Origin of the sequence: Pseudomonas sp. R1-7, from assembly GCF_051132105.1 — a bacterium.
GTDB lineage: Bacteria > Pseudomonadota > Gammaproteobacteria > Pseudomonadales > Pseudomonadaceae > Aquipseudomonas.
Map to the genome: position 1 here is coordinate 4,779,764 of NZ_CP071661.1, position 15,761 is coordinate 4,795,524.

15 protein-coding genes are annotated in these 15,761 nt (G+C 59.9%); 4 read left to right on the forward strand and 11 right to left on the reverse strand.

Annotation, left to right across the window (positions count from 1 at the left end):
* Positions 1 to 105: 105 nt before the first annotated feature.
* Complete coding sequence (locus J3P79_RS21435) at positions 106 to 1,305, forward strand: CaiB/BaiF CoA transferase family protein (RefSeq protein WP_434605572.1); 1,200 nt, start codon at positions 106 to 108, stop codon at positions 1,303 to 1,305.
* A 194-nt stretch (positions 1,306 to 1,499) separates the two neighbouring features.
* Here J3P79_RS21435 and J3P79_RS21440 read toward each other — a convergent pair whose 3' ends face one another.
* From J3P79_RS21440 to ffh, 11 genes are all read right to left on the reverse strand, one after another.
* Entirely contained in the window at positions 1,500 to 1,787 is a 288-nt protein-coding gene (locus tag J3P79_RS21440) for a DUF3509 domain-containing protein (protein WP_434605573.1), read from the reverse strand.
* Positions 1,788 to 1,949: 162 nt separating this feature from the next.
* Positions 1,950 to 3,326, reverse strand: coding sequence for a transporter substrate-binding domain-containing protein (locus tag J3P79_RS21445; RefSeq protein WP_434605574.1), 1,377 nt, complete (start codon positions 3,324 to 3,326; stop codon positions 1,950 to 1,952).
* 120 nt (positions 3,327 to 3,446) lie between these two features.
* A complete protein-coding gene (gene thrC, locus J3P79_RS21450; protein WP_434605576.1) occupies positions 3,447 to 4,856 on the reverse strand; it encodes a threonine synthase in 1,410 nt (469 codons plus the stop codon).
* A 103-nt stretch (positions 4,857 to 4,959) separates the two neighbouring features.
* Positions 4,960 to 6,264, reverse strand: a complete 1,305-nt coding sequence (locus J3P79_RS21455) for a homoserine dehydrogenase (RefSeq protein WP_434605577.1) — start codon at positions 6,262 to 6,264, stop codon at positions 4,960 to 4,962.
* A gap of 132 nt (positions 6,265 to 6,396) precedes the next feature.
* Entirely contained in the window at positions 6,397 to 7,128 is a 732-nt protein-coding gene (locus J3P79_RS21460; RefSeq protein WP_039592056.1) for a DsbC family protein, read from the reverse strand.
* 154 nt (positions 7,129 to 7,282) lie between these two features.
* Complete coding sequence (gene xerD, locus J3P79_RS21465) at positions 7,283 to 8,179, reverse strand: site-specific tyrosine recombinase XerD (RefSeq protein WP_039592057.1); 897 nt, start codon at positions 8,177 to 8,179, stop codon at positions 7,283 to 7,285.
* A gap of 124 nt (positions 8,180 to 8,303) precedes the next feature.
* A complete protein-coding gene (gene rplS, locus J3P79_RS21470; protein WP_003175895.1) occupies positions 8,304 to 8,654 on the reverse strand; it encodes a 50S ribosomal protein L19 in 351 nt (116 codons plus the stop codon).
* 45 nt (positions 8,655 to 8,699) lie between these two features.
* Positions 8,700 to 9,473 (reverse strand): tRNA (guanosine(37)-N1)-methyltransferase TrmD, encoded by a 774-nt coding sequence (gene trmD, locus J3P79_RS21475; protein ID WP_434605579.1) that lies wholly within the window; start codon positions 9,471 to 9,473, stop codon positions 8,700 to 8,702.
* Positions 9,455 to 9,991, reverse strand: a complete 537-nt coding sequence (gene rimM, locus J3P79_RS21480) for a ribosome maturation factor RimM (protein WP_039592064.1) — start codon at positions 9,989 to 9,991, stop codon at positions 9,455 to 9,457. The genes trmD and rimM overlap by 19 nt, the downstream gene beginning before the upstream one ends.
* Before the next feature lie 5 nt (positions 9,992 to 9,996).
* Positions 9,997 to 10,248: a 30S ribosomal protein S16 gene (gene rpsP, locus J3P79_RS21485; protein WP_003198088.1), complete on the reverse strand. Its 252-nt coding sequence runs from the start codon at positions 10,246 to 10,248 to the stop codon at positions 9,997 to 9,999.
* A gap of 251 nt (positions 10,249 to 10,499) precedes the next feature.
* Complete coding sequence (ffh, locus tag J3P79_RS21490; RefSeq protein ID WP_003198085.1) at positions 10,500 to 11,876, reverse strand: signal recognition particle protein; 1,377 nt, start codon at positions 11,874 to 11,876, stop codon at positions 10,500 to 10,502.
* 206 nt (positions 11,877 to 12,082) lie between these two features.
* On the opposite strand from ffh, the gene J3P79_RS21495 reads away from it, so the two are divergent.
* The 3 genes from J3P79_RS21495 to J3P79_RS21505 all read left to right on the forward strand — a co-directional run bounded on the left by J3P79_RS21495 (position 12,083) and on the right by J3P79_RS21505 (position 15,730).
* On the forward strand, positions 12,083 to 12,895 hold the full coding sequence (locus J3P79_RS21495) for a cytochrome C assembly family protein (protein WP_434605581.1): 813 nt from the start codon (positions 12,083 to 12,085) through the stop codon (positions 12,893 to 12,895).
* 12 nt (positions 12,896 to 12,907) lie between these two features.
* Complete coding sequence (locus tag J3P79_RS21500) at positions 12,908 to 14,149, forward strand: CNNM domain-containing protein (RefSeq protein ID WP_434605583.1); 1,242 nt, start codon at positions 12,908 to 12,910, stop codon at positions 14,147 to 14,149.
* A 267-nt stretch (positions 14,150 to 14,416) separates the two neighbouring features.
* On the forward strand, positions 14,417 to 15,730 hold the full coding sequence (locus J3P79_RS21505; protein WP_434605584.1) for an MFS transporter: 1,314 nt from the start codon (positions 14,417 to 14,419) through the stop codon (positions 15,728 to 15,730).
* Positions 15,731 to 15,761 lie beyond the last annotated feature (31 nt).

Genomic DNA, 15,761 nt, shown 5'->3' on the forward strand with positions numbered 1-15,761 from the left:
ATGAGACGGCCAATCCACGAATTGCCGACCATCAACCTGCGGCGAATGGCGTTGGCCTATGATAAAACGCTCTATTGGTTCTGCCTTTGTCCTACAGGATTCGTCATGTCGCTCACTGCCAAACCCCTAGCCGGCGTCAAGGTCATTGAACTCGGTACCCTGATCGCCGGCCCTTTCGCTTCGAGGATCTGCGGTGAATTCGGAGCCGAGGTAATCAAGGTCGAATCGCCCGACGGCGGCGATCCGCTGCGCAAATGGCGCAAACTCTATGAAGGAACATCCTTGTGGTGGTTTGTCCAGGCACGCAACAAAAAGTCCCTGAGCCTGAACCTCAAGCACCCTGAAGGCCTGGCAATCCTCAAACAGTTGATCGGCGAAGCGGACATCCTCATCGAGAATTTTCGTCCCGGCGTGCTGGAGAAGCTCGGCCTGGGATGGGACGTGTTGCACGCACTGAATCCGAAACTGGTCATGGTGCGGCTTTCCGGGTTCGGGCAGACCGGGCCGATGAAAGATCAGCCCGGATTTGGCGCCGTCGGCGAATCCATGGGCGGCCTGCGCTACATCACGGGTTTCGAGGACCGCCCGCCGGTGCGCACGGGGATTTCCATCGGCGACTCCATTGCCGCGCTCTGGGGCGTCATCGGCGCGCTGATGGCCTTGCGTCATCGCGAGGTGAACGGCGGGACTGGGCAAGTGGTGGACGTGGCGCTGTATGAAGCGATATTCGCCATGATGGAAAGCATGGTGCCGGAATTCGATGTGTTCGGCTTCATCCGCGAGCGCACCGGCAACATCATGCCTGGCATCACTCCGTCGTCCATCCATACCAGCGCTGACGGCAAGCACGTGCAGATCGGCGCCAATGGCGACGCAATCTTCAAGCGCTTCATGCAAATCATCGGGCGCGACGACCTGGCCAACGACCCGCAACTGGCCAGCAACGATGGACGCGACAATCGCCGCGACGAGCTCTACGGCGTGATCGATCGCTGGGTCAATTCACTGCCGCTGGACGCTGTCATCGAACAGCTGAACCAGGCCGGAGTGCCGGCCAGTCGGATCTTCAGCGCCGAAGACATGTTCAGCGACCCGCAGTTTCTCGCCCGGGAAATGTTCTTGCAGGCCAAGCTGCCGGACGGCAAGGCGTTCAAAATGCCTGGCATCGTACCGAAACTGTCGGACACGCCGGGCACATCCGAATGGGTGGGGCCGACGTTGGGTGAACACACGGCTCAAGTACTTGGCGAGCTTGGCTACGATGCACAGCAGATTTCCAGGCTGCGCACCGATGGCGCCATTTGATACGTCCCGCGGAACTCCCCGGGACGACAAATCCCAGGCAAAAAGAAACCCCGAGAAGTGGGGAGACAACTCGGGGTTAAACGTGACCATTCAAGGTCCGTGCAACAAGCGACAAGCACCGGAGCACAATGCCTGCTCTTGTTGGTAAAAGTTCTGACTCACTAGGATGTAGGAAGGTTCCCTCAGAACATCGCTCAATTAGGGGCAGCCATGACCTTGTCACGTGCCAGATTACGCAAAGCCGCGATCACACAAGGCTCCAGGCGCCCCTCGGCGATCAGTACATCGCGGTGCAGCCCATCGACCACATCGGTCAATTGGCGCTTGTCGGCAAGTTGGGCCTGGTTGAACAAGCGCTCGACCATGATCGCCCCGGAGGGGTTCTTCAGCGTTACCAGGCATTCGCCCTTGGCGCCGGAGGGAGTGAGCGTGACCTGATACGGGTTCAAGGCTTCATTCAGCAACAGGCTGATACTTTCCATTCGATCACCCTTCAATAGTCCGAAAAAACAACTGCACAATAAGTGACCGTGGGCCCTGGCTGAAAGTTCTGCCAGCGCAACGAACCGATACGTTCGCGGCCTGTTCAACCGAGCATGCGCGTCCAATATGACAGGCAGGCAACAGGTTCTTAAGCGATTCGATCAAGCGAGCAACCGGTTGCGGCCCCACCGGCGCCTGACATCGACCCAGCCCCCCAGCAGACCGCGCAACTGGCCATCGGCACCATAAAACGGCACTGACCAATGATAGATATCCCGCAATCCACCGCTGAACATCAGTTGGCGGTCGACGAAGCGCGGTTGACGGGTTTGCAACTGCTCCATCAACTCCCCATGCAACAATTCGGCGGTTGCCGCTGGAAATGCCGCGGAGTCAGTCAGGCGCGTGCCCTGCAGCTTCTCGAAGCGAGTATCGAACTGATCCTCATAGCTTTTGTTGCACATGATCAAACGTCCTTCCAGGTCGCGAATGAAGATCGGATCGGGAATCGCATCCATCAAGGCTCGTTGGAACTTGAGTTGATCGTTCAGGACTGCCTCGACCCTCAGGCGCTGGTCGATCTGGAATTGCATGCGGCGATTCCACAACAGAGACATCAGCGATAACAGGCCGAACACCCCGAACACGACCACGCACCAGTAGCCCCATCGGGTTGGGCGCAACCAGGAAGATGATGCCTGAAGGGGGGCAATCCCTGTCAGCCATTTGGAACGCAGCGCACGCATCTCCTCGGCCGGGAACGCTTCCAGCGCCTTGTTCAGGATACTCAACAACGGGCGCAGGTCTTGTCGCACAGCCAGATAGTCCGGTTCCCACCTGCCTTCGAGGTTGCTTCCTACCCGCAGTTGCCCCGCAGGGTACAGGTGCGCGCCGGTTTCATTCTCAATGGTGGCGTAGGCTTCACGGCTTTCCACCAACGCCCGTGCCTCAGCGTACGTCTTGACCGTGCGCAACTCGATGGCCGGATGGTTGCGCCGGATCTCCGTCTCCAACGCATGCCGTGCCGGCAACGCCAAGACTTTGCCCTCGAGTTGCTTCAGGGAACGAAGCGCGGGTTCTGAACTACGTCCGACGAAAACCCAGCCAGAACCTCCGAATGCATGGCTGAAACTCAAGAACGCCCGGCGCTCGTCGTTCATCGCCAGGGTGGTCGTCATGTCGGCCTCGCCATTTTCCAACATGGCGATCAACCGATCGGGAGAGAACGATTCCCGGTGGACGAATTCAAGTCCGGTCATGTGTCCGATACGCCGGAGAATGTCGTCGTTCAGCCCATTCCACTGCCCGCGTTCATTTTTGAACAGGTACAAAGGAAACTGCATCGAGGCGACGACAACGCGAGGGTTCTCCCTGACCCATTCAAGTTCCTGGTCATCGAGCGCAAGCCGCCCGCCGGCTTCGAACGGTGGTTTGCCAGAAGCCGCCAACTGAGCCGCGCCTCCCCCTTGCGCCCAACACAACAACATCAGGCCCATCATCCAGCTCATCGCTGGTTTGCATCGGTTAAAGAACAACATCTGCACTTCCTTCGAGATTACCCGCCCGTCCCTCCAAGGGCGGAAACCCGGTCAGTTTGGCATGCAGAAACAAGAAAGCCCGTCAGTAGACGGGCTTCAAAATGTGACAACTGCGAGACGTCAGAGAGGCTTGCCGCGGTTGCCATGCTGACTGACAAAGGCCTGCACGGCTTTCAAGTCATTGGGCAACACTGTGCAACGCTCGTTTCGCTCAAACAAATCCGAAAGATGTGCAGGCAGCTCAAGCGCTTTTCCTACGCCAGCTTTCTCCACCGCTTCAGGAAACTTGACCGGATGAGCGGTGCCCAAGATGACCATCGGGATATCCAGGCTACGGCGGCACTCGCGCGCGGCCTTCACACCGATGGCAGTGTGCGGGTCGAGCAACTCACCGCTCTGCTCGAACACCTCGGCGATGGTTTCGCAGGTCTGCGCGTCATCCACCGCCAGGGAATCGAACAGTTTACGGGCTTCTGTCCAGCGCTCCGCTTCGACGCTGAAACCACCGCCCTGGCGGAAGCTATCCATCAGGCCCGCAATCGCCGCGCCGTTGCGACCGTGCAGGTCGAACAGCAGGCGCTCGAAGTTCGACGACACCATGATGTCCATCGACGGCGACAGCGTGGCGTGCAGGGTCTCCTTGACGTACTGGTTGCCACTCATGAAGCGGTGCAGGATGTCGTTGCGGTTGGTGGCGACGATCAATTGATTGATCGGCAGCCCCATGTTGCGCGCCAGGTACCCGGCAAAGATATCGCCGAAGTTGCCGGTCGGCACCGAGAACGCCACCGAACGGGCCGGGCCACCCAACTGCAGGGCCGCATGGAAGTAGTAGACGATCTGGGCCATGATCCGCGCCCAGTTGATCGAGTTAACCGCTACCAGACGGGTACCCTTGAGGAAGCTCTGGTCGGCGAAGCTGGCCTTGACCATTTCCTGGCAATCATCGAAGTTGCCTTCGATGGCGATGTTGTGGATGTTATCGCCGAAAATCGTCGTCATCTGCCGACGCTGCACTTCCGAGACACGGTTGTGCGGGTGCAGGATGAAAATGTCGACGTTCTCGCAATGCTTGCAGCCTTCGATGGCGGCCGAACCGGTGTCGCCGGACGTTGCACCGACAATCACCACACGCTCGCCACGCTTTTGCAACACGTAGTCCAGGAGGCGGCCGAGCAGTTGCAGCGCGAAGTCCTTGAACGCCAGGGTCGGGCCGTGGAACAGCTCCATCACCCATTCGTTACCGTTGAGCTGACGCAGCGGTGCGATAGCATTGTGGGAAAAAACGCCATAGGTCTCTTCCAGGATCTTCTTGAAATCGGCGTCCGGAATACTGCCGGCGACAAACGGGCGCATCACTCGGAATGCCAGCTCGTGGTAAGGCAGGCCAGCCCAGGAGGCGATTTCTTCCTGGGTGAAGCGCGGCAGGTTTTCCGGCACGTAGAGGCCGCCATCCGTGGCCAGGCCGGCCAGCAGGACATCTTCGAAATTCAGGGCCGGTGCCTGGCCGCGGGTACTGATATAGCGCATAGGGGCAAACCTTCGGTTTGAGCTGTAAGCGGTAAGCTACGAGCCTCAAGTAAAAGCGGATCTGCCTTTACCTGGAGCTTGCAGCTTGCCGCTCACAACTGCTTCAGTTCAAGTGTTCGACGCGGATACGGACCACTGGGCCAACGACCCCCTGGAGCGCTTCCAACGCGGCGATCGCATCGTTGATGCGCTGCTCGACCACGCGATGGGTCAGCAGGATCATCGGCACCAGGCCGTCGTGTTCCTCGACTTCCTTCTGCATGATCGACTCGATGTTGATGCCACGTTCCGAAAGAATGCTCGCCACCTGGGCCAGCACACCGGGATGGTCCTTGGCCTGGATGCGCAAGTAATAGGCACTTTCGCACGCGTCGATCGGAAGAATCGGATGGGCCGACAACGAATCCGGCTGGAAGGCCAGGTGTGGCACACGGTTCTCCGGGTCGGAGGTCATGGCGCGAACCACGTCCACCAGGTCGGCGATCACCGAGGAGGCCGTCGGCTCCATGCCGGCGCCAGCGCCGTAGAACAGCGTCGAGCCGGAGGCATCGCCGTTGACCATCACTGCGTTCATTACACCGTTGACGTTGGCGATCAAACGATCGGCCGGGATCAGCGTCGGGTGTACGCGCAATTCGATGCCAGTGGCGGTGCTGCGTGCCACGCCCAGGTGCTTGATGCGGTAGCCCAGGGCTTCGGCATAGTTCACGTCGGCCGTGGTCAGCTTGGTGATGCCTTCGGTGTAGGCCTTGTCGAACTGCAGCGGAATACCAAAGGCGATGGAAGCCAGGATCGTCAGCTTGTGCGCTGCGTCGATGCCTTCCACGTCGAAGGTCGGATCGGCCTCGGCATAACCCAGGGCCTGGGCTTCGGTGAGTACATCCTCGAAGGTGCGCCCTTTTTCGCGCATCTCGGTGAGGATGAAGTTGCCGGTGCCGTTGATGATCCCCGCAACCCAGTTGATACGGTTGGCCGACAGGCCTTCGCGAATCGCCTTGATCACTGGGATGCCACCCGCCACGGCGGCTTCGAACGCCACGATCACACCCTTCTCGCGCGCCTTGGCGAAAATTTCATTACCGTGAACGGCAATAAGCGCCTTGTTCGCGGTGACCACATGCTTGCCATTCTCGATGGCCTTGAGTACCAGCTCTCGGGCAACGGTATAGCCGCCCATCAGCTCTATCACGATGTCGATCTCAGGGTTCGTGGCCACTTCGAACACATCGTTGGTAATCGCAATACCGGTCGTCTGGAACTGAGGCTTTGGCGTGCGCATGGCAATTTGTGCCACTTCGATTCCACGCCCGGCACGACGAGCAATTTCCTCGGCGTTGCGCTGAAGTACGTTGAAGGTGCCGCCACCGACGGTACCTAACCCACAGATGCCTACTTTGACCGGATTCACTCTTGACTCCCCATGAAACGGCCGACGCAAGGTCGGCCGTGAAATACAGCCGCGCAGCAACGCGACTTTGTGTTTAACGGCCCGACGAACGCTTTCGCCGAGCCGTGATCTTCAAAAGCGGATCGACGCAGGTCATTTTGCGTCCAGGGCCAGTTTGGCGACTTGCGGCGCCGGCTGATAGCCCGGAATCACCTGGCCGTCGGCCAAAACGATGGCCGGTGTGCCGTTGACGCCGATGGACTGACCGAGGGCGAACTGCTTGGAAACCGGGTTCTCGCACTTGGCGGCCTTGATTTCCTTGCCATCGACCATCTTGTCCATGGCCGCTTTCTTGTCCTTGGAGCACCACACCGCCTGCAACTGTTCATCGCCCGGCGAGCCCAGGCCCTGGCGCGGGAACGCCACATAACGCACTTCGATGCCACGCTTGTTCAGCTCCGGCACTTCCGCGTGCAGCTTGTGGCAGTAAGGACAGGTGGTGTCGGTGAACACAGTGATGTGCGACTTGGTTTCGCCGATTGCCGGGTAGACCACGGTTTCCGCGACCGGGATGCCGTTGATCAATTTGGAGATGCCCTGGCGCTCGGTGATCTCGGTGAGGTTGACCGGCTTGCCATCCTTGAGTGCGAACAGATTGCCCTGGACGATGTACTGACCGTCAGCGCTGGCATACAGCACGCGGCTGCCCTTGAGCTTGACTTCATAGAGCCCGGACATGGGGCTGGCAGAAATGGTTTCGATCGGCACTTCAAGCTCGAGGTTGGCCAGGCTCTTGCGGATAGCCTGGTCAGCCGCGTCGTCGGCGATGGCAAAGGTACTGGCCAACGCAATGGCGGCGGCGGTGAACATCTGGATCAAACGCATGAGGACTCCTGAGGCGAACAAATAGGCGGGGAACACCGACGCATGGATTCGGGTTCAAGCCGCCCACTGTGCAAACCGTAGAAGCCTACCACATAAGGCCCGCGTGGCCGAATTCACCTGTCGCAAGACAACACTGTGGCGAGGGAGTCCCCCTTCAACCGCGCGGATGGTGCTTGGCATGCAAGTCTTGCAACCGCGCCCGAGCCACATGGGTATAGATCTGGGTTGTGGATAAGTCGCTGTGTCCCAGCAGCATCTGCACGACTCGCAGGTCAGCGCCGTGGTTGAGAAGGTGTGTAGCGAAGGCATGGCGCAAGGTGTGGGGCGAAAGTGACTTGTTGATCCCGGCCACCTTGGCCTGGTGCTTGATGCGGTGCCAGAAAGTCTGGCGGGTCATTTGCTCGCCGCGCAGGCTCGGAAACAGCACATCGCTGGGACGCCCGCCCAGCAGGTCATGGCGGGCATCGCGCATGTAGCGCTCGACCCAGACGATCGCTTCCTCGCCCATCGGCACCAACCGCTCCTTGCTGCCCTTGCCCATCACCCGCAGCACGCCCTGGCGCAGGTTCACTTGCTCCAGCGTCAAACTGATCAGTTCAGTCACCCGCAAACCACAGGCGTACAACACCTCGAGCATGGCCCGGTCGCGCTGGCCGATGGGATCGCTGAGGTCGGGGGCTGCCAGCAGCGCCTCCACATCCGCTTCAGACAAGGATTTTGGCAGCGGACGGCCCAGTTGCGGCATTTCCACGCGCAAGGTCGGGTCTACCGCTATTACCTTTTCCCGCAGCAAATAGCGATAGAAACCACGCAGACCGGAAAGAAATCGTGCGGTGGAGCGCGGTTTGTAGTTCTGTTCCAGGCGCCACGCCAGATGATCAAGGATCAGCTCCCGGCCGGCATTGGCCAACTCCAGGTTCTGTTCCTGTAACCAGCCGTTGAACAGGGCCAAGTCGCTGCGATAGGCGCCACGGGTATTATCGGACAGCCCCTTCTCCAGCCACAGGGCGTCGAGGAACTGGTCTATCAGCGGATGATCGATGGCTGGCATAAAGACTCATGAGCTAGCGAAGACTGCATTGCATAAAAATGACGAGAGAAGAGTGCTCAAAGCACAAATCGCAGGCAACAAAAAAGCAGCCCGCAGGCTGCTTTTTTTGCATCGGAAGCTGGACTTAAGCCAGTTTTTCCTTGATGCGAGCTGCTTTACCCGACAGGTCACGCAGGTAGTACAGCTTGGCTTTACGTACGTCACCGCGACGCTTGACAGCCATGCTGTCGATTTGCGGGCTGTAGGTCTGGAAAGTACGCTCTACGCCAACACCGTTGGAGATTTTACGAACGGTGAATGCACTGTTTACGCCGCGGTTACGCTTGGCGATAACAACGCCTTCGAACGCCTGCAGACGCGAACGGTCGCCTTCCTTCACTTTCACCTGGACGACAATGGTGTCGCCTGGGGCAAAGGTAGGGATCTCTTTGGTCATCTGCTCTGCTTCGAGTGCAAGGATGATTTTGTTAGTCATGCTGTGCTCCTAAGGCAAGTCAGTGGACTTACCATCGATACGTTGTTAACTATCGTCCCGCTCGCGGATGTATTCCTCGAGCAGCTTCTTCTCTTCTCCAGAAAGCGAGCGGCTTTCCAGAAGATCGGCGCGTCGTTCATAGGTCCGACCAAGGGACTGCTGTAAACGCCAACGCCGGATGTGCGCGTGGTTGCCACTTAGCAACACGTCGGGAACACGCTGATCCGCATACACCTCCGGTCGGGTGTAGTGCGGGCAATCCAGCAGACCATCCGTAAAGGAATCTTCCTCGGCGGAATCCGCATGCCCTAAAGCTCCAGGCAGCAGTCGTGTAACCGCGTCGATCAGGACCATCGCCGGCAGCTCGCCGCCAGACAGTACATAGTCGCCAATCGACCACTCTTCATCGACATGAGCTTCAATGAAACGCTCGTCAATGCCTTCATAACGGCCGGCAATCAGGATCAATGCATCCGAATTCGCCAGCTCGCGTACCGCCGACTGAGTCAGTTGGCGGCCTTGGGGCGACAGGTAGATCACCTTCGCACCCTCCCCTGCTGCCGCCTTGGCCTGAACCAGTGCATCTTCCAGGGGCTTGATCTTCATCACCATGCCCGGACCACCGCCAAACGGGCGATCGTCCACAGTGTGATGCCGATCCGTGGTGTAGTCCCGCGGATTCCAACAGGTTAGCTGCAACAGCTCCTGTTTCACCGCGCGGCTGGTTATGCCGTATTCGCTGATGGCGGAAAACATCTCGGGAAACAGCGTGATCACTTCAACGCGCAAATTAGCCACGTTTAGAAATCCGCATCCCATTCCACCTTCATCTCGCCAGCTTCAAGGTCGACGGCCAACACGCATTGCTCGGTATAGGGCAACAGGCGCTCGCGATCATCCAGGCTGCCGACGCAAGGCTTGACCACCATGACATCGTTCGAACCGGTCTCGAGCAGGTGATCGATTTTCCCGAGCAATTGCCCGAGGTGGTCGATGACCTTCAGACCCACCAGCTGGTACCAGTAGTACTCGCCGTCGGTCAGTTCAGGGAACAGGTTGCGCGGCACGCAGATCTCATAACCGGCCAGAAGACGCGCTTCTTCACGATCATCGAGACCCTTGAGCTTCGCGACCAGGAACTTGTCGTTCCCGCGTCCGCTGACCAGCTCCACCTGTTTCACGCTACCTTCGCGCTTGAGCGTCCAGGTTTTGTAGTCCAACAGGTTCTTAATCGGATCAGTAAAGGAATACACCTTCACTTCGCCGCGAACGCCATGTACAGAATAGATCTTGCCGACAACGATCAAATCACCGGCATCATTTGGCGTCGCGTTCATACTGCTCAGGCCGCGGCCTTAGCCGATTCCTTCAACAACTGAGCAACGCGCTCAGAAGGTTGTGCACCAACGCTCAGCCAGTAGGCTACGCGCTCTTGGTTCACGGACAGACGAACTTCCTGACCACGGGCAACAGGGTTGAAGAAACCAACCTGTTCCTTGTGGGAACCGTCGCGCGGGTTGCGGCTGTCGGTTACGGTCAGGTGGTAAAACGGGCGCTTTTTGGAGCCGCCAAGGGCAAGACGGATTGTTAGCATGTGAACATCGTTCCTGTAGTCGGTGCTGCAAATCTAAATGCACAGCGGGCATAGGTGCCCGAAAGGCCGCATATTCTAAGGAATATCCGGACTTTTGCAAATGACTTTTTCCGGCGCCTGGCGCCGTGCGATCAAGATTTGCCATAGAGCCGTCATGAAAAACGGCAGATCAGCTCCCGCGCAGTGCGGGTTTGCTGGAGATCCCCGCTTCCGTGCGGGGCAACGCCGACATGACAGCCGGCGCAGATTCTTTACATTTTCGGCATGCCGCCACCGGGCAACATACCGCCCATGCCGCGCATCATCTTGGCCATCCCGCCCTTGGCGGAGAATTTCTTCATCATCTTCTGCATCTGCTTGTGCTGCTTGATCAAGCGACCGATGTCCTGCACCTGGGTGCCGGAACCCATGGCGATACGGCGCTTTCGCGAACCGCTGATCAGCTCAGGGTCGCGGCGCTCGGCCGGGGTCATGGAGTTGATGATGGCTTCCATCTGCTTGAACTGCTTTTCAGCCGCGCCCTGGGCGTTGCCCATTTGCGCCAGGTTCACGCCGCCGATGTTCGGCAGTTTGTCCATGAGGCCGCCGAGGCCGCCCATGTTCTTCATTTGTTGCAGTTGGTCACGGAAGTCTTCGAGATCGAAGCCCTTGCCCTTCTTCAGCTTCTTGGCCAGTTTGTCGGCCTTGTCCTTGTCGAGGGTCTGTTCGGCCTGCTCGATCAGGCTGAGCACGTCGCCCATGCCGAGGATACGCGACGCGATCCGCTCAGGATGGAACGGCTCGAGCGCTTCGCTCTTCTCGCCCATGCCGATGAACTTGATCGGCTTGCCGGTTATGGCACGCACCGACAGCGCGGCACCGCCACGGGCGTCGCCGTCGACCTTGGTCAGGATCACGCCGGTCAGCGGCAGCGCATCACCGAAGGCCTTGGCGGTGTTGGCCGCGTCCTGGCCGGTCATGGCATCGACCACGAACAGGGTTTCCACGGGGTTGATCGCGGCATGCAGTGCCTTGATCTCGCCCATCATCTCTTCATCGATGTGCAGGCGACCGGCGGTATCGACGATGACCACGTCGATGAATTTCAGTTTTGCTTCTTTAATAGCCGCCTGGGCGATGTCCACCGGCTTCTGGCTCAGGTCGGACGGAAAGAACGTCACGCCGATGTCGTTGGCCAGGGTTTCCAGCTGCTTGATCGCCGCCGGGCGGTAGATGTCCGCAGACACCACCATCACCGACTTCTTCTTGCGCTCTTTAAGGAAGCGCGCCAGCTTGCCGGCAGTGGTGGTCTTGCCCGCGCCCTGGAGACCAGCCATCAGCACCACCGCTGGCGGCACGGCGCTCAGGTTCAGGTCTTCGTTGGCAGCGCCCATCAGGCTTTCGAGCTCGGCCTGGACGATCTTCACGAAGGCCTGGCCCGGCGTCAGGCTGCGCGACACTTCGGTGCCGACGGCGCGTTCCTTCACCGAATTGACGAAGTCCTTGACCACCGGCAGCGCGACGTCGGCTTCGAGCAACGCCATGCGCACTTCGCGCAAGGTGTCTTTGATGTTGTCCTCGGTCAGTTTCGCCTTGCCGGTGACATGGCGCAGCGTCTGCGAGAGACGGTCGGTTAGGTTTTCAAACATGCGCGATCCTTTCAGGCCCAGATGAGACCGGGATAATGGCGGCCCAGACCGTGAAATATGTGCTCGGCGAGCCTGCGGCGTGGGCAGGTCGCGGATTATAGCGAAGAAGCGTGCGACGTACACCTTGCTGTCAGTTGCGGCGGTCTTTCGTGCGGTAGCGGTTCTATGCCAAACTCAGCGCCTTTCGGGCCTGCCTAACAGGATTTATGCTCCCCTTGTCACCCAGCTTGCTTGCTACCCTCGCCGCCGCTTGTCTTTATGCCGCTGCGACCTTCTATCAGGGCACCCGCCTGGCCACCGGTGCCAAGGCGAACAAGCGCCTGCTGGTCACGCTCGGCGTGCTGGCGGTGCTCGGCCATGCGGTCAGCCTGTTCACCCACTTGATGACGCCGATCGGCCTGGGCCTGGATTTCTTCAACGCCGCCAGCCTGATCGCCGTCGCCGTAATCGCCCTGACGCTACTGGCCTGCTCGCGCATCCCGGTGGAAAACCTGCTGGTGCTGCTTTTCCCGCTGGGGCTGGCCACAGTGTTGCTGGCGCAGTTCGCGCCCTCTGGCACCGTGCAGATCATCGATGAAGAGCCGGGCATCCTCGCTCACATCCTTCTGTCGATCCTCGCCTACGGCCTGTTTACCATCGCGGTGTTCCAGGCGTTGCTCCTGCTGGTCCAGGACCACCAACTCAAGCACAAGCACCCGTCCGGGCTGATCCGCAATTTCCCGCCGCTGCAAACCATGGAGAGCCTGCTGTTCGGTTTCCTTTGGGCAGGCTGGACCCTGCTGTCACTGTCGCTGATCTCCGGCTGGCTGTTCGTCGAGAACCTGTTCGCCCAGCATCTGGTGCACAAGACGCTGCTGGCGTGCCTGGCGTGGGTCGTGTTCAGCGTGCTGCTGTGGGGCCGCAACCGCCTCGGCTGGCGTGGCCACAAGGCCATCCGCTGGACCCTGGCAGGGTTCTGCCTGCTGATGCTGGCCTATTTCGGCAGCAAGCTGGTCCGCGAATACATCCTGCATGTCTGACGGACGACGCTGATGGATAGGCTGCCCTTGGGGCCATTGTTTGCGGTGATGGTGGTGCTGATCCTCTGGTCAGCCTTGTTCACGGCCATCGAAGCCGCCCAGCAACATCTGCTCGCCCAACGCAGGGCCTCGCGCGCCGGCGACAAGCCCTTGGCGAAGCTGAATTTCCCGCTGGCCAGCCTGATCCTCTGCAATACCCTCTGTCGCGCCCTCGCCGTGGTCATCGGCACATGGCTGGCTATTTTCACCTGGTTGGAAAACGGTCCGTGGCTGGCTTGGCTCGGCACCAGTGCCGCCCTGCTGGTGTTCGCCGATTACCTGCCGCGCACCCTTGCCACCCGTCATCCCGATGCAGTGCTGGGCCTGGGCAACGGTTTGCTCGGCATGCCATTGAAAATCCTTTATCCGGCGGCCTGGCTGCTCGATGGCCTCAGCCAACTGCTGCTGCGCCCCTTTGCCCGCAAGGCCGGCGCGGTCCAGCAAAGCGATGATGAAATGCCCGCGGCGCCGCGCACCGAGCATGAGCAGGAACAGGGCAGCGGTCGGGTCCATCCGGTTTCCGGCATCCATGCGCTGGACAACATCACCGTCAACGACATCCTCGTACCTCGTAGCGAGGTGGATGGGATCAACCTCGACGACCCCATTGGCGACATCATCGACCAGTTGCGCCTGAATCGGCGTACCCGCCTACCGGTGTTCCATAGCGATATCAACCAGGTCGAAGCGGTACTCAATACCCGTCAGGTTCGCCATTTGCTGGCAGATGCGAGCCTGACCAAGGAAGCACTGCTGGCTGCCTGCCACGAACCTTACTTCGTTCCCGAAAGCACCCCACTGCAGTTGCAGTTGCTCAACTTTCACAAGCAGCAGCGGCGCCTGGGCATGGTGGTAGATGAATATGGTGAAGTGCTGGGTATCGTGACCCTGGAGGACATCCTCGAGGAAATCGTCGGCGAGTTCGAAAGCGAGCACAGCCTCGACAACCCCCACGTCCATCCCCAGCCCGACGGACGCTTGATGATCGATGGCGCGGCATCGATCCGCGAGCTGAACAAGACCCTCGGCTGGCATTTGCCTTGCGATGGGCCCAAGACCCTCAATGGCCTGGTGACCGAAGCGCTGGAAACCATCCCCGAGAGCCCGGTGTGCCTGAAGATCGGCCGCTACCGGCTGGAAATCATCGAAACCGTTGATAACCGCGTCAGCCAGGTGCTGGTGTGGCATAACAGTACGGTGCCAGTGGTCCTCTAACCAGTGCCCTGTGCGCGCTTCAATATTGTGTTCCGGTTCACTTGTTGATTCGTTAGCCTCCTTCTTATACTCAATCCGCTTACCCAGCCTTGCCCGAACCCGGTGCCTACCCTGCATCAAGACGGTTCCGGGCCGCTCACCGGCTATATCCGCTTCAGCCCTGCGACTGTTCCTACCCGAAACAGCGACAGCGCCCACCCCACATCCCTGGGTGTTCGACCATAATAATTCGCTCCAACGGAGCACATGACTGTCAGGGATAACCGCATGACAACCACTACCTGCAACGACGCCGTGCCTGTCGAGCCAACCAACTCCGCCACTCGAGTGGCGACCGCGAGCTTCATCGGCACCGCCATCGAATTCTACGATTTCTACGTCTATGCCACCGCCGCCGCCCTGGTGATCGGCCCGGTATTCTTCCCGCAGACCTCAGGCACGGCACAGATGCTGTCGTCCTTCCTGACCTTCGGCATCGCGTTTCTCGCCCGCCCGCTGGGCTCGGCGCTGTTCGGCCATTTCGGCGATCGGATCGGACGCAAATCGACACTCGTGGCCTCGCTGCTGTTGATGGGCGTGTGCACCACCCTCATCGGTGTGCTGCCCGGCTACGCCAGCATTGGTGCCTGGGCTCCCATCCTCCTGTGCCTGCTGCGTTTCGGCCAGGGCCTGGGGCTCGGCGGAGAATGGGGCGGCGCGGCTTTGCTGGCCACCGAAAACGCGCCCAAAGGCAAGCGCGCCTGGTTCGGCATGTTTCCCCAATTGGGTCCTTCCATCGGCTTCCTGGCGGCGAACGGGTTGTTCCTGACCTTGGCCATGACCCTGGATGACGAGCAGTTCCGCTCCTGGGGCTGGCGAATTCCGTTCCTGCTCAGCGCCGTGTTACTGATCGTCGGCCTCTACGTACGCCTCAAGCTCCACGAGACGCCGGTGTTCGCCAGCGCCATGGCCCGCCAGGAACGGGTAAAAATCCCTCTGGTCGAGCTGTTCAGCCAGTACTGGGCGCCGACACTGCTTGGCGCGGCCGCGATGGTGGTGTGCTACGCCCTGTTTTATATCTCCACGGTATTTTCCCTGAGCTATGGCGTCGCGAGTCTGGGCTACAGCCGCGAGACCTTCCTCGGCCTGCTGTGCTTCGCGGTGTTGTTCATGGCCGCTGCCACGCCGCTGTCGGCCTGGGCGAGCGACCGGTATGGCCGCAAGCCGGTGCTCATTGGTGGCGGCCTGCTGGCGGTGGCCTCGGGTTTTCTCATGGAACCCCTGCTGACCCAAGGGTCGACGGGTGGCGTGGCGCTGTTCCTGTGCATCGAACTGTTCCTGATGGGCGTGACCTTCGCCCCCATGGGCGCATTGCTGCCGGAGCTGTTTCCTACGCATGTGCGCTACACCGGTGCCTCGGCGGCGTACAACCTGGGCGGCATCGTCGGCGCCTCGGCGGCGCCGTTCTTCGCTCAGAAGCTGGTGGCGATGGGCGGCCTGAGCTACGTCGGCGGCTATGTCTCCGCTGCCGCGGTGCTCAGCGTGATCGCGGTGCTATGCCTGAAGGAAACGCGTCATAACGACTTGAACCGGATTTCCTGAAGTCTCCGTGGCGAGGGACCAACCTCCCTCG

What these genes read in the sequence shown, in the direction of transcription:
- J3P79_RS21435 (WP_434605572.1), top strand. Translation starts at nt 106, where the DNA reads ATGTCGCTCACTGCCAAACCCCTAGCCGGCGTCAAGGTCATTGAACTC.
- J3P79_RS21440 (WP_434605573.1), bottom strand. Translation starts at nt 1,787, where the DNA reads ATGGAAAGTATCAGCCTGTTGCTGAATGAAGCCTTGAACCCGTATCAG.
- J3P79_RS21445 (WP_434605574.1), bottom strand. Translation starts at nt 3,326, where the DNA reads ATGTTGTTCTTTAACCGATGCAAACCAGCGATGAGCTGGATGATGGGC.
- thrC (WP_434605576.1), bottom strand. Translation starts at nt 4,856, where the DNA reads ATGCGCTATATCAGTACCCGCGGCCAGGCACCGGCCCTGAATTTCGAA.
- J3P79_RS21460 (WP_039592056.1), bottom strand. Translation starts at nt 7,128, where the DNA reads ATGCGTTTGATCCAGATGTTCACCGCCGCCGCCATTGCGTTGGCCAGT.
- xerD (WP_039592057.1), bottom strand. Translation starts at nt 8,179, where the DNA reads ATGCCAGCCATCGATCATCCGCTGATAGACCAGTTCCTCGACGCCCTG.
- rplS (WP_003175895.1), bottom strand. Translation starts at nt 8,654, where the DNA reads ATGACTAACAAAATCATCCTTGCACTCGAAGCAGAGCAGATGACCAAA.
- trmD (WP_434605579.1), bottom strand. Translation starts at nt 9,473, where the DNA reads ATGGGATGCGGATTTCTAAACGTGGCTAATTTGCGCGTTGAAGTGATC.
- rimM (WP_039592064.1), bottom strand. Translation starts at nt 9,991, where the DNA reads ATGAACGCGACGCCAAATGATGCCGGTGATTTGATCGTTGTCGGCAAG.
- rpsP (WP_003198088.1), bottom strand. Translation starts at nt 10,248, where the DNA reads ATGCTAACAATCCGTCTTGCCCTTGGCGGCTCCAAAAAGCGCCCGTTT.
- ffh (WP_003198085.1), bottom strand. Translation starts at nt 11,876, where the DNA reads ATGTTTGAAAACCTAACCGACCGTCTCTCGCAGACGCTGCGCCATGTC.
- J3P79_RS21495 (WP_434605581.1), top strand. Translation starts at nt 12,083, where the DNA reads ATGCTCCCCTTGTCACCCAGCTTGCTTGCTACCCTCGCCGCCGCTTGT.
- J3P79_RS21500 (WP_434605583.1), top strand. Translation starts at nt 12,908, where the DNA reads ATGGATAGGCTGCCCTTGGGGCCATTGTTTGCGGTGATGGTGGTGCTG.
- J3P79_RS21505 (WP_434605584.1), top strand. Translation starts at nt 14,417, where the DNA reads ATGACAACCACTACCTGCAACGACGCCGTGCCTGTCGAGCCAACCAAC.